10 protein-coding genes are annotated in these 13,866 nt (G+C 35.2%); 4 read left to right on the top strand and 6 right to left on the bottom strand.

Features of this window, described 5'->3' with window-relative positions; translation table 11 throughout:
• The 6 genes from holA to QOX03_RS07055 all read right to left on the bottom strand — a co-directional run bounded on the left by holA (position 1) and on the right by QOX03_RS07055 (position 7,449).
• Positions 1-1,008, bottom strand: a complete 1,008-nt coding sequence (holA, locus tag QOX03_RS07080) for a DNA polymerase III subunit delta (protein WP_283670583.1) — start codon at positions 1,006-1,008, stop codon at positions 1-3.
• 234 nt (positions 1,009-1,242) lie between these two features.
• The gene (locus QOX03_RS07075) at positions 1,243-2,127 is read right to left on the bottom strand and encodes a hypothetical protein (protein WP_283670582.1); all 885 of its coding nucleotides are present in this window, start codon (positions 2,125-2,127) and stop codon (positions 1,243-1,245) included.
• Between the two features lie 28 nt (positions 2,128-2,155).
• On the bottom strand, positions 2,156-4,225 hold the full coding sequence (locus QOX03_RS07070) for a TonB-dependent receptor (protein ID WP_283670581.1): 2,070 nt from the start codon (positions 4,223-4,225) through the stop codon (positions 2,156-2,158).
• A gap of 75 nt (positions 4,226-4,300) precedes the next feature.
• Positions 4,301-4,663, bottom strand: a complete 363-nt coding sequence (locus tag QOX03_RS07065; RefSeq protein ID WP_283670580.1) for a hypothetical protein — start codon at positions 4,661-4,663, stop codon at positions 4,301-4,303.
• A gap of 98 nt (positions 4,664-4,761) precedes the next feature.
• The gene (locus QOX03_RS07060) at positions 4,762-6,381 is read right to left on the bottom strand and encodes an acyl-CoA carboxylase subunit beta (RefSeq protein WP_283670579.1); all 1,620 of its coding nucleotides are present in this window, start codon (positions 6,379-6,381) and stop codon (positions 4,762-4,764) included.
• 3 nt (positions 6,382-6,384) lie between these two features.
• Complete coding sequence (locus QOX03_RS07055) at positions 6,385-7,449, bottom strand: AI-2E family transporter (RefSeq protein ID WP_283670578.1); 1,065 nt, start codon at positions 7,447-7,449, stop codon at positions 6,385-6,387.
• Between the two features lie 162 nt (positions 7,450-7,611).
• Between QOX03_RS07055 and dnaK the strand changes: the two genes are divergently transcribed.
• From dnaK to QOX03_RS07035, 4 genes are all read left to right on the top strand, one after another.
• A complete protein-coding gene (dnaK, locus tag QOX03_RS07050; RefSeq protein WP_283670577.1) occupies positions 7,612-9,513 on the top strand; it encodes a molecular chaperone DnaK in 1,902 nt (633 codons plus the stop codon).
• Positions 9,514-9,733: 220 nt separating this feature from the next.
• Complete coding sequence (locus tag QOX03_RS07045) at positions 9,734-10,840, top strand: hypothetical protein (RefSeq protein ID WP_283670576.1); 1,107 nt, start codon at positions 9,734-9,736, stop codon at positions 10,838-10,840.
• A 252-nt stretch (positions 10,841-11,092) separates the two neighbouring features.
• On the top strand, positions 11,093-12,652 hold the full coding sequence (locus QOX03_RS07040; RefSeq protein ID WP_283670575.1) for a type I restriction-modification system subunit M: 1,560 nt from the start codon (positions 11,093-11,095) through the stop codon (positions 12,650-12,652).
• Entirely contained in the window at positions 12,642-13,856 is a 1,215-nt protein-coding gene (locus QOX03_RS07035; protein WP_283670574.1) for a restriction endonuclease subunit S, read from the top strand. The genes QOX03_RS07040 and QOX03_RS07035 overlap by 11 nt, the downstream gene beginning before the upstream one ends.
• Positions 13,857-13,866 lie beyond the last annotated feature (10 nt).

Genomic DNA, 13,866 nt, shown 5'->3' with positions numbered 1-13,866 from the left:
TTAATGAAGGATTTTAAATAAAAGTTCGTTGTACAAATCTTTTTCTGTCGTGTTTGAGCCTACGCCTAAGCCTTTGGACTTCATGTCAGTATCGCGTAAAAGTGAAATAATAGCCGTGACTTTCTTGAGCGGGTAATTTTGTGCGGCTATTTCATATTCTTTCACAAAGAAAGGTGAAACACCCAGAATTTTGGCTACGCTTGTCCGTGACTTATCGGGCAAGGCGTGGTAAAGCATCAGTTTGTGAAAAAAAGAAAAAATTAAGCCTAAATAAAATACAAAATTGTGGTCTTTGGGGTTTTGGGTAAAATGATGTGCAATGAGGTATGCCTTCTTTTTGTTTTTGACACCGATGGCTTTGGTCAGCTCAAAAATATTGTAATCTTTGCTGATGCCGATGTGTTTCTCTACCAATTCAGGCGTTAATTCTTCGCCAGGATTCAAAACCATAGCTAATTTCTTCACCTCATTAGAAATGCGAGATAAATCATCACCGATGGATTCTGCCAGAAGTTGTATGACATTGGGTTGAGCTTTTAATTTCCTTTGTTTCAGTAAGTTATAAATCCATTCAGGGATTTGATTCTCATACAATTTATTAGATTCCAGCAAGAGCCCGTTGGCTTTTACCGCCTTAGCATAAGCGGTGCGCCCGTCAGGTTTTTTGTATTTATAATTAATGACCAAAATGGTGGACGGCACTGGACTTTTGAAATAAGCTTCAAAGGCGTTCAATTGCTTATCGTAGGCTTGAGCTTCTTTCACGATGATGAGCTGGCGTTCTGCCATCATCGGGTATTGGCGAGCTTGTAGTATAACGTCCTCAGCATCTATTTCATTGGCGTAAAAGATATGTTGATTGAAGGCTTTTTCTTCTTCAGTCAAGACGTTTTCTTGCAGCGCTGCAGTGATTTCATCAATGAAAAAGGTTTCGTCCCCATATAGAAAATAGATAGGTGCGAACTCTTTGTTTTTGATTTGGCTGATGTATTTGGTAAAATCTTTCACGGCTTAGATGTTTTACAAATATAGTTTTTTTCTAAAAGTTTTTTTGAATTTTATAAGTCTACTTTTGAGAAGAATCATAATTTTTGATAAAAAAAAGCAGCTGTCTCACAACTGAAACGGCTACCTTTTCTATTCTATTTACGTAAAAATTTTTTAAGGCTTAAAAAAAAATCGCCATCCTAAAAAAAGAAAGGCGATTTTCTAAAATTAACTGGAAAGTTAAAATTTATAGAATTACATCCAGTATTTTCCGCTTTCAAAATCAGCGTCGTATAATAATTTATAATCAGCTATTGCTTCTTCTACAGTAATATTAAATTCATTGGCAGCATCTTCAAAGAATTTATCACTATAATCCTCAGGGCGCTCAGCATAAACACGAATAGGTATTTTTACATTCAAATCCTGTGAAGATAAAAAGATTAAATTAGGTTCGTTATAAGGATATGGATTCCCATTTTTATCTAATTTAGTTCCTTTGCCGATGTGCACTAAAATAACGTTTAAATTAAATTTAGCATACTTCTCACTTACTTTGAAGTATCCTTTCAAACCAATTGGATCTTTTTTCCCACGTAATTTCACAGTTTCATCATATCTAGTATACATTTTATCTTCTGGGTCTGTATCGCGGTAAGTATATTCTGTAATGATATTACCTGCATTTCCAAAAGGTTTATCTGAATTTAAATCCTTAGCATCTTTAGTCAAAAAGAAATGTTGATGAATCGGAGCCATTTCAGGTGTAGTGAAGGTGCTGTTCATTCTTTCTCCTTTTTTATTATAATAAGTGATTTCCAATGCATAATATTCATCTTTTATTAATCTTACAGGATCAGTTGGAGTTTGTAAATTTCCTTTACTATCATATTCAAAAGTAACTTCTTGCAGATTTCTGAAATATTTAGCGTCCTTGTTGATAGGGTTTCCATGAAAATTGCTCCCGTGCAAATGCCCTAAACGGAATGTAAATGTAACTTTGGTCCAATCTTCATGCCCTTTGTCCTCCGTTTCATTTGTTGGTTTCACAGGGTCATCATCATTACAAGAAGTGATGCCCACAAAAATCAAAGCCATTATGGCAAACATTAAGGTTTTTAATAAATTATTTGTTTTCATAATAAAAAAATATTTAGTCATTAAATTTTTAAAAATTAAATTTTAAGTTGATAAAAATGTTTCTCCCGTTATCATGCACAAAATAGCGGTGAAGATTCAAGTAATCTTTATAAAGCAGGTTGAATATATTCTCTGCCCCAAAAGTTATATCTGTATTGAATTTTTCGTTAATCTTGTAATTGGTGTGCAAAGCAAAATCAAACAAATGATAAGCATCAGGAGTTTGATTAGACAACTCATAATCAGGGTTGTAATTAGTTTTTTTAGCCTTCCATAAATGACTGATTTGAATCGTATTCGTATTAAATTTACCCCAATCTTTGGCTTGAAATCTGATTTGATTTTGAACCTTCAGCGGAGAAATATTTGGTAAATAATTTTTGGAATGAATTTCTTTCCCTTCAATCCAAGAAATTTGATTTTTGATTTGAAAATTTTCTGTAACATTCCAATCTTGAATCAAATCCAAACCATAAATCAAAGCCGCTTGTTGCTTGAACTGAAAAATTGCCGCTGGACCAGCAAATAATTGCTTATACTGATGCGTCGGTACACCGTAAATATAATCCTCAAACCAATGCACAAATCCAGAAATTTGCGTATCAAACCATGAATTGTGATAATGAATATGATTCACCCATTTGGTGGCTTTTTCGGGCCTCAAATCCTTATCACCTACGTAGAAGATAGGAATTCCATGTTCTTTCCCATTGGCAAATAATTCATACGATTCAGGAATCCGCCAACCATAACTTACTGATGAATTAAAATGCCATTCATCCACATCTAAATCTACAGCCAACTGAGATGAAAAAGCAGAATAATCCTTTTTATCACCATAGCTATTCCCCAAGAAATCAATGCCTAGAGCATTCATTTTTGCCTTATCATACCTTAGCCCAACATTGAATTTAAAGGGGCTAAGTTTAATGTCATGATAAGTGAAAACAGAAGCTTCCTTGAAGATATAATTAGGCAACGCAGGAGTAACACCCGTCCCAGGCTGATTCAAATTCTCTTTATCTCTGATCTGGAAACCCAATGTGGAATTAAATCTATAATGATTGAATTGAAGACTTGAGTTCCAGTTTTGAGTCGTTAAAATCATATCTTGCACAGGAACAGAATTGCTGTTCGCTCGTCTTAAATCATATTCTCTTCTGTGATTTTGCTGATAATTATAGCCCAAATTCCATTTCCATCGGCGATTAAACTTCCATTGGATTTTACCCGAAGCAATTTGATGCCTTGTCTCCTGCAAAGGATAATTGATAGCAAATTCATACGGGAAAACAGCCAAAGGTCTTCCGTTTTTTATTCGTTCCTCAAATTCCTCAATATTCCCCGTCAAAGCACCAAAGTAGTTACCCTGCTTGGCAGAATAATCATTGTAAAAAACTTCGGCATTCAATTTTTTTCCTTCATACAAAAGCTCTCCATGCAAACTGTTAAGTCTTGTTCCTGAGTTAGTTACGTTATATTCAGCCGTTTGGTAATCACCGTTTTGAATCACGTTGGTAGCCAATTTCCATTTCAAGTTAGGAATAGCTTTTAGCTTCTGCTGGAGCCTGATAAATCCGCCCCAACCTCGGGTATTAGATCTATAATTCATCCCCGCTTTTCCGTTGAGAAGCGTGTCATTCGGGATTTTTTCTTGCTCCGCAAACACAACGCCACCCAAAGCATTTGCACCATATTTCACCGTTTCAGCACCACGTATTATTGATAAATTTCCCGCCAAATCAGCATCAATTTCGGGTGAATGAGCATCAGCCCAATCTTGATTTTCAAGCCGAACACCATTCATCATATAAATCAATCGGCTACTGGAAAGCCCGTCTATCACAGGTTTTGTGATATTGGTTCCCGATTTTCTCACGTTCACGCCTGGTAAAACTTCGATTTGCTTTGCCAAATCATTTCCAGCACTGATTTCACGCTGTAGCACATCAATTTTCTCTTTTTTGTAAACAGATTCTTGTGCAGAAACTCCTTTGATTTCAATCTTTTCTAATTGGATTGAAGTGCTATCTTCTTGAGCATTTACGGCAAAAACCGCCCATAAACAAACAAATGATAGCATACTTTTTCTATGCATATATTTCTCTTAAATTCAAATAGTAAAACAAGTTTGCAGGAAGTTGCAAACATTCGCCATCAAAAAGCTAAAAAATTAAACTAAAAAGGGCGGAGGACGAGAAGTGAATAAATGTTTATAGCTACTGCTATATTGCTTCACGAGTGAAAAAATCATTTCAGAATAAGGGGTTTCTAAAAAAATAGAAGCCTTAAAAAATATTTTCTGAACAGAAACTTGCGGCATGAAATTAAAAAAATGCCCGTGACATGTTTTTTCTGCTTTTTTAGCGAAATGAGCACAATCTTTTACACAGTCGCTATGGTCTATACAGGTTTCAGCGTGCCCATGCTCATGCGAATAATAGTGATTGAACGTAGCACCAGCCTCCACGAGATAAATCAAAGCAATGATTCCCGTGAGTAAAAAAGAAATAAAAAGCTGATACCTGCTCCTCAAACAATTAAATTTTCACAAACTTAAATAAATTTTTTTTAAGCCTTAAAAAAATCTTTTAAAATTAATTTTTTTAACGCTCGTTAACTTCATCAATCTCATCAAACTTGAATCACGCCCAAATTGAATTTTTCTGTAATAGGAGCGTTATTGGCAGCCTCAATCCCCATAGAAATCCATTTTCTGGTATCTGTCGGGTTGATGATTTCATCTACCCAAAGTCTTGCAGCAGCGTATTCAGGCGTTGTAGCATTATCGTATTTGGTTTTGATACGATTAAGTAATTCTTCTTTTTGTTCTTGAGATAATTCCTCTTTGGCAGAAGATTCTTCAATTTGTAATAAAACTTTTGCAGCTTGCTCGCCACCCATTACGGCAATTTTAGCCGAAGGCCAAGCAAAAATCAACCGAGGGTCATAGGCTTTTCCGCACATGGCATAATTTCCTGCACCATAGGAATTCCCCACAATTACAGAAAATTTTGGCACTACCGAATTTGCCACAGCATTCACCATTTTTGCTCCGTCTTTGATGATTCCTCCGTGTTCTGATTTAGAACCCACCATGAATCCCGTAACATCTGTCAAGAAAACCAATGGAATTTTCTTTTGATTGCAATTCGCAATAAATCTTGTGGCTTTATCTGCTGAATCTGAATAAATAACACCTCCAAACTGCATCTCACCTTGAGCTGATTTCACGATTTTTCGCTGGTTGGCAACGATGCCAACTGCCCAGCCTTCAATACGGGCATACCCGCAAATGATGGTTTTTCCGTAATCTTTTTTGTATTCATCAAAGGAGTTTCTATCAATCAAAGTATCAATCAATTCATGCATATCATATTGTTCGGCACGGCTTTCGGGCAAAATCCCGTAAATGTCTTCTGGATTACGCATAGGATTTTGAGCCTGAATTCTATTGAACCCAGCTTTTTTATTTTCGCCAATTTTGCTCACAATGGATTTAATTTTATCCAAAGCATCTTGGTCGTTTTCGGCTTTGTAATCTGTGACGCCAGAAATATCAGATTGAGTAGTGGCTCCACCAAGTGTTTGGGCATCAATATTTTCGCCAATAGCAGCTTTTACCAAATACGGCCCTGCTAGGAAAATCGTACCAGTTTCTTTCACAATGAGAGCTTCATCGCTCATAATTGGTAAATAAGCACCACCAGCAACGCAGCTTCCCATGATGGCAGCTATTTGCGTAATGCCTTTAGCACTCATTTGGGCATTATTTCTGAAAATTCGCCCGAAATGTTCTTTGTCAGGGAAAATTTCATCTTGTAGTGGAAGATAAACACCTGCTGAATCTACTAAGTAGATTATTGGCAAGTGGTTTTCCATAGCTATTTCTTGTGCTCTCAAATTTTTCTTTCCTGTAATCGGAAACCAAGCTCCAGCTTTTACAGTGGCATCATTAGCAATTACAATGCATTGTTTACCAGATATATACCCAATTTTCACAACTACGCCACCAGCTGGGCAACCACCGTGTTCTTTGTACATTTCATATCCAGCAAAAGAGCCGATTTCTATGCTTTGGCTCTCTTTATCTAATAGATAATCAATTCTCTCACGAGCAGTCATTTTCCCTTTTGCTTTATGCTTGGCTATTCTCTTTTCACCGCCACCTTTTTTGATTTCTTTGATTTTTTTGTAAATGGCACTATACGCCAATTTATTTGAATCCTCTCTTTTGTTGAATTGAATGTCCATAAATTATTCTTTAAACTGAACTGTTTTAGGTAAATCTTTTTTGTTATGAAATAAGCTTTGTTTAGGGTAATATTCCTCTTTGTAAATCTTTAGTAATAGCAGGAAAAGACTGACTAAAAGTGGCCCGAAGACCAATCCTAAAAATCCAAACATGGGAATTCCGATGATAACACCAAATAAAGTGATGAGCGGGTGGATTTCAGCTAATTTTTTCTGAACAATAATCCTGAAAACATTATCGGTAGAGCCTACAATAGCCATTCCATAAATCGCAAGTGCTATTGCGTCAAACGTTTGCCCCTGTGTGTACATAATTAGTATCAAAGGAATCATGCCAATGGCAGTTCCTACAAAAGGAATCATGGACCCAATGGTTGTCAGGGCAAACCAAAATAACGGATTGGGAGCATCAAATATAAAATAACCGATGAGTGCAACCAAACCCTGCAAAAGGGCAACTAAAGGAATTGCAATAGCATTGGATTTTACGATATCATAAGTATCAACGCTGATGCGATTAAAATTTTCATCCGAAATAGGGATGTATTCGTTGATTTTACTATTTAAAATATCATAATTGATGAGTAAATAGTACAAAACAAAATATAAAATACCAAGGCTGATGAAAATATCTAAAGTCCCCTCGGTCCAAGATTGAATAGAAGAGGTGAGAAGCTCCCTTGGGTTTCCAATTTCGGTCGTTAAATCAATTTCCAAATAATCTTCTAGCGAAGCAATATTAGATTCAATTAAAAAAATGTATTTCTCTGAATTGTTGATAAAATCTTGAACACGCGTCCCCAGCATAAATGCTAAACCAGCTAAAGGTAAAATAATAATAAAAATAGAAAATAGGATCAATAAAGTTGCCGATATCCAGCGTTTCCAGCCATTGTTGGTTAATATCCTCATCCAATCTTTTGTGATGACAAACATGATGATTGCTCCAAAAATACCTGAGAGATAAGGTGTGAAATATTTGAAAATAAAATACCCCAAAAAGAGAATGGCGCCTAAAATAAAAGCTTGGCGAATAAAACTATGTGATATAGGATGTCTTTTTTGCATTTAAAATGAACTTAATGGCGTAAAATTAAAGTTAAATAAGACAAAATGTCAGCAATTTATAAAAAAATACATGAAATAAAATAAATTTTTGCGATGGTATATTGTTTGTCTTAGTAAAAGCAAATTAAAAACAAATTTTAGAATAATAAAAAAATAGAAATTATGAGTAAAATAATAGGCATTGATTTAGGTACGACTAATTCTTGTGTAGCTGTGATGGAAGGAAATGACCCAAGCGTGATACCAAATGCTGAAGGGAAGAGAACTACACCATCTGTTGTGGCTTTTGTAGAAAATGGTGAACGAAAAGTAGGAGACCCAGCTAAAAGACAGGCGGTTACCAACCCAGAGAAAACAATCTTCTCCATCAAAAGATTTATAGGAGATAAGTATGATGAAAAAGAAGCATCAAAAGTTCCATATAAGCTAATTAAAGGAGCTAATGATTCGCCTCGAGTGAAAATTGATGACAGAGATTACACACCACAAGAAATTTCAGCCATGATTCTTCAGAAAATGAAGAAAACGGCAGAAGATTACTTGGGGCAAGAGGTAAGCCGTGCGGTGATTACAGTTCCAGCCTACTTTAATGATGAACAACGCCAAGCGACCAAAGATGCTGGTGAAATTGCTGGGCTAAAAGTGGAAAGAATTATCAATGAGCCAACGGCTGCGGCTCTAGCTTATGGTCTAGATAAAAAAGAGAGTGATGAGAAGGTGGCCGTTTACGACCTTGGTGGAGGTACGTTTGATATTTCTATCTTAGAATTAGGTGATGGCGTTTTTGAGGTGCTGTCTACCAATGGAGACACTCATTTAGGAGGAGATGATTTTGATGATGCCATTATTGATTGGTTAATCACAGAATTTAAATCAGCAGAAGATGTAGACTTAAGTAAAGATCCAATTGCACTTCAGCGCCTGAAAGAAGCTGCGGAGAAAGCAAAAATTGAATTATCTTCATCTAATCAAACGGAGATTAATTTACCGTATATTACAGCGACTAACACTGGGCCAAAACACTTGGTGCAGACTTTATCTCGTGCGAAATTTGAGTCGATGACTGAAGATTTAGTAAGACGCTCGATGGAACCTTGTAAAAAAGCATTGAGTGATGCAGGTTTATCAGCCTCAGACATTGATGAAGTGATTCTAGTAGGAGGGTCAACTCGTATTCCAAAAATTCAAGAAGAAGTAGAAAAATTCTTTGGAAAAAAACCATCTAAAGGAGTGAATCCAGATGAAGTTGTAGCCATAGGAGCTGCAATTCAAGGTGGCGTTTTAACAGGAGACGTGAAAGACGTTTTACTATTAGATGTAACGCCACTTTCTTTAGGGATTGAAACCATGGGGGGCGTGTTTACAAAACTAATTGAAGCTAATACAACAATTCCGACCAAAAAATCTGAAACATTCTCTACAGCAGTAGACAATCAACCCGCTGTGACGATTCGGGTAGGGCAAGGAGAAAGATCTTTGTTTGCTGATAATAAAGAAATTGGAAGATTTGACTTAGTAGATATTCCACCAGCACCAAGAGGCGTTCCGCAAATTGAAGTAACTTTTGATATTGATGCAAACGGAATCATGCAAGTTTCAGCCAAAGATAAAGGAACGGGGAAAGAACAGTCAATTAAAATCGAATCTTCATCTGGATTGACCGAAGCTGAAATTGAAAAAATGAAGAAAGAGGCAGAAGAAAATGCGACTAAAGATAAAGAAGCTAAAGAAAAAATTGACAAATTGAATGCTGCAGATAGTACCATTTTTCAAACTGAAAAGCAGTTGAAAGAATACGGTGATAAAATCAGTGAGGATAAGAAAAAGAGCATCGAAGATACTTTAGAAGAACTTAAAAAAGCCCATGAAGAAAAAGATGTAGCAAAAATTGATGAAGCTTTAGAAAAACATACTGAAGCTTGGACTGCTGCTTCTCAAGAGCTTTATGCAGCGATGAATGAATCAGGAGCTCAGCCAAGTACTGAAGCTACGGCTCAACCAAACGCTGATTCAAATGATTCATCAGATGATGTAGAAGATGTGGATTTCGAAGAAGTGAAATAATTCACAATTCCATAAGCCAACAAAATCCCTGCTGGAAAGTAGGGATTTTTTTTAAGGCTTAAAAAATTTACTCACTTTCAAATTTGCGTTATTTTAATCGTTTTTTGTTATATATCTGACCATATATTGTACCGGAACTTAAAGGGGGATGAAATGGCTCTTATGGATACTTATGATACCTTAATTGATAAATATGGGGGATGAAACGAATAAATAAACAATGTCTCGTGTATGGCGAACAATTTGTACCCAAAAGAATAGCTTCTGTTTAATTCAAAAAATCGAAACTTATTGCAAAGAAAAATCAGGGCGAAAGTTGCAGAAAAATGCGATGCCTGTTCGTGAGGCTGTAGTGGTAATCAAAGAAAATACCACGATGCAAGATTTGCACAATCTTTCAAAACAACTGGAAGAAGAATTGAAAATAAGAGTTTTTCAGATTGCCATTCACAAAGACGAAGGGCATTATGATAAAGATACCAACGAATGGAAACCAAACTATCACGCTCATTTAGTAGCAGATTGGCAGGATTTGGAAACGGGAAAAACATTAAAACATCAATCTTTTCATTATTCCAAAATGCAGGATATAACGGCGGAATGTTTGGGAATGGAAAGAGGAATTTCGGGTTCAAAAGCAAGATTAGAAACCATACAATTCAAAATCAAGAAAGAGGAAGAATATCTGAAAATTCTGGAAGAACACAAGAAGGAAATAAAAAAGGAATTAAGTTCGAATAAATTTGAGGAATTGATTATTAAAGAGCCGGACTTTTTAGGATTTCAAAGAATGAAAACCGAGAAAACACTGATGAATATGGAGAAAATATTTAAAGTTCAGAAAGCTCAACTATTAAAAAACAAAACCGATTTAGAAACCAAAACGAAACAGATTGCTGAAATATTGACAAAAAAGGAAAGTTTAAAAAAAGAAGTACAGTTTTACAAAAGCAAAAACACCACTCTGCTTACTAATGAAAGTGTTTTTGCTGTTGAAAAGAAAAAATATCTAGATTCGGTAATGAATACTTTGGAGAAAGCAATCAAATTTGAAAGACTAAAACAACCTTATTTAAAGGTAGATGACAAAAAGCAATTGATAGATAGCTTAAGTAAAATAAGTGAAAAAGTATCAAAAGACAACAATATTCCTTTCTCTGCATTCAACGAAATCTTTAAAGATCCAGATAATGTTACCCAGCTTTTTACACTATTAAGTTTTGGTAACAAACAAAACAGAAATTCGTTAATAAAAGATACTTCGTTAAAAACGGATAATCAAACGGAACAGAACGAGCCTGAGAAAAGAAGAGGATTGAGGAGGTGATTTTAGAAATATAGTTTAGAGCAAAAGTTCATTATAAGTAAGAATCAGTTTTTTCTTTTCCCAAGCTTTATTTTACTTTGTTGTCACAACGACTTAATATGTCGCTATGAAGTCTTTTCTTTGAAAACAAGAGTTACGTAATAAACGAAATTAAATAACGGTATTTACGGGTTTCCTCATCGCTTTTTCATTTATTTTCGTTTCTTTTACATTTTAACATTTCATATATTTACATCAAACATAATTGTAACTATGGCCAAAAAAGTACAAATCAAAAGTACAGAAGAAATCCTATGGGATGCAGCAAATAAACTACGTGGTTCGATCGAACCGTCAGAATATAAACACGTGGTATTGAGTTTAATCTTCTTGAAATTTGCAAGTGATAAATTCATTAAACGGAGAGAAGAATTGATTGCAGAAGGTAAAGAAGCCTTCTTGGAAATACCAGAATTTTATCAGGCAGAAAATGTATTCTATTTACCAGAGGAATCGCGTTGGGATTACATTATTGAAAACGCTAAACAAGAAGATATTACCTTAAAAGTAGATACTGCGCTTAAAACCATAGAACGTACCAATAAATCCTTAGAAGGTGCATTACCTGATAATTATTTCTCTCGATTGGGATTAGATCAATCTAAGTTTTCAGCTTTATTGGATACCATCAACAACATCGATACGCTTCGTGATGAAGCACAAGATATTGTAGGACGTGTGTACGAATATTTCTTGAGCAAATTTGCTATTGCCGAAGGAAAAGGGAAAGGAGAATTCTATACCCCAAAGTCGATTGTAAACTTGATTACCGAAATGATTGAACCCTACAAAGGAAAAATCTATGACCCTTCTTGTGGTTCGGGTGGTATGTTTGTGCAGTCCTTGAAGTTTATTGAGAAACACCAAGGAAACAAAAAAGACATTTCGATTTACGGACAAGAATTAACAAATACCACGTTTAAACTGGCTAAAATGAACTTAGCCATTCGTGGGATTTCTGCCAATTTAGGAAACAAAGCCGCCGATACGTTTGGTGACGATCAGCACGCAGCATTGAAAGCGGATTACATCATGGCGAATCCTCCTTTTAACTTAAAAGATTGGAGAGCTGAAAACGAATTAACGGACGATCCACGTTGGACAGGTTACGAAGTCCCTCCAAAATCCAATGCCAATTATGCGTGGATTTTGAACATGATTTCGAAACTTTCGCAAAACGGCGTAGCTGGTTTTATCTTAGCCAATGGAGCGCTTTCGGGTGGTGGAGAAGAGTACAAAATCCGTAAACAAATTATAGAAAACGACTTGGTAGAGGCGATTGTGATTTTGCCAAGAGCAATGTTTTATTCGACAGATATTTCGGTGACACTTTGGATTTTGAACCGTAATAAAACAGAACGCACTGTGGAAGTTAATGATGGTGTGAAAAATTATCGTAACCGCGAAGGTGAAGTGTTGTTTATGGATTTACGCCAAAAAGGTGAACCGTTTGAAAAGAAATTCATTCAGTTTGCTGAACAAGATATTGAGCAAATTGCAGCAACCTACCACAATTGGCAACAAAAAGATGTAGAAACCACTTACACAAACGAACCAGAATATTGTTACTCTGCAACTTTAGAAGAAATCCGTAAAAAAGATTATTCGTTGGTACCAAGTAAGTACATTGAGTTTTTCAACCGAGACGAAAATATAGATTACGATACCCAAATGCAAACTTTGCAAACCGAATTGAAAGAATTGTTTCAGCAAGAAGAAACCTTGAAACAAGAAGTAGCAGACGTATTTAAATCGTTGGGCTATGAGTTATAAAAAGTTGGGTGAATTTATTCAAGTAGTTGATGATAGAAATAAAGAATTACTTGATTTACCATTACTAGGTGTATCTGTCCAAAAAGTATTTATTCCATCTATTGCAAATACAGTTGGAACAGATATGAGTAAGTATAAAATTTTATCAAGAAATGAATTTACTTATATTCCTGACACATCTAGAAGAGGAGATAAAATTGGAGTTGCATTATTAAAATCTTACGATAAAGCTTTAGTTTCCCAAGCATATACAACTTTTAAAATTATTGATAAAAATCAATTACTTCCTGATTATTTAATGATGTGGTTTACACGTCCTGAGTTTGATCGTTATGCACGCTATCATTCGCATGGAAGCACAAGAGAATCTTTTGATTGGGTAGATATGTGTAATGTTGAATTACCTGTTCCATCCATCGAAAAACAACGCGAAATTGTAGCCCAATACCAAGCGGTAGCAAACAAAATAAAAATCAACGAACAAATCTGCGAAAAGTTAGAAACTACTGCTCAAACCTTATACAAACAATGGTTTGTAGATTTTGAGTTTCCGAACGAAGAAGGTAAACCTTATAAATCTTCTGGCGGTGCAATGGTTTTCAATGAAGAATTAGAAAAGGAAATTCCTGAGGGTTGGGAGGTTATAAAAGTTAAAGACTTTTGTGATGAAATGAAAAACGGAGCTACTCCTAGTAGAGATAATTTAGATTATTGGAGTTCAAGAGATATTCCTTGGTTAAAAACTGGAGAAATATCCAATAATGTAGTATTTGATTCAGAAGAATACATTTCTAAAGAAGGATTTCAAAATAGTTCTACTAAGTTAATTCCGTGTGATTCAGTTTTAATGGCAATGTATGGAGCAACAGCTGGTCAATTAGCATATTTAAAAAAGGAAGTAACTACTAATCAAGCTTGTTGTGCTATGATAAGTAGCGATAAGAATAAAATGTCATTTTTATATTATGCTTTATTAAATCAGCAAAATCATATTGTTACACTTGCAAATGGTGGAGCACAAGCAAATTTAAGCAAACGAATTATTGAGGAACTAAACTTGATATTACCTCAAGATAAAGAGATTATTAATCTTGAAAAGTTTTCATATTTAATTGAAGAAAAAGCTATAAAAACTCTAGAAAACCAAAAACTCACTCAACTTCAATCGTTGTTGTTAAGTCGCTTGGCAACGTTGGAGGGATAAAAAAAGCTAA

It is taken from the genome of Candidatus Ornithobacterium hominis, from assembly GCF_951229915.1.
GTDB classification, from domain to species: domain Bacteria; phylum Bacteroidota; class Bacteroidia; order Flavobacteriales; family Weeksellaceae; genus Ornithobacterium; species Ornithobacterium hominis.
This window is presented reverse-complemented; position numbering and strand designations above follow the sequence as displayed.

Bases quoted from the DNA above. Each gene is read 5' to 3' on its own strand.
- QOX03_RS07075 (WP_283670582.1), bottom strand. From the start codon at position 2,127: ATGAAAACAAATAATTTATTAAAAACCTTAATGTTTGCCATAATGGCT.
- QOX03_RS07070 (WP_283670581.1), bottom strand. From the start codon at position 4,225: ATGCATAGAAAAAGTATGCTATCATTTGTTTGTTTATGGGCGGTTTTT.
- QOX03_RS07060 (WP_283670579.1), bottom strand. From the start codon at position 6,381: ATGGACATTCAATTCAACAAAAGAGAGGATTCAAATAAATTGGCGTAT.
- QOX03_RS07055 (WP_283670578.1), bottom strand. From the start codon at position 7,449: ATGCAAAAAAGACATCCTATATCACATAGTTTTATTCGCCAAGCTTTT.
- dnaK (WP_283670577.1), top strand. From the start codon at position 7,612: ATGAGTAAAATAATAGGCATTGATTTAGGTACGACTAATTCTTGTGTA.
- QOX03_RS07045 (WP_283670576.1), top strand. From the start codon at position 9,734: ATGTCTCGTGTATGGCGAACAATTTGTACCCAAAAGAATAGCTTCTGT.
- QOX03_RS07040 (WP_283670575.1), top strand. From the start codon at position 11,093: ATGGCCAAAAAAGTACAAATCAAAAGTACAGAAGAAATCCTATGGGAT.
- QOX03_RS07035 (WP_283670574.1), top strand. From the start codon at position 12,642: ATGAGTTATAAAAAGTTGGGTGAATTTATTCAAGTAGTTGATGATAGA.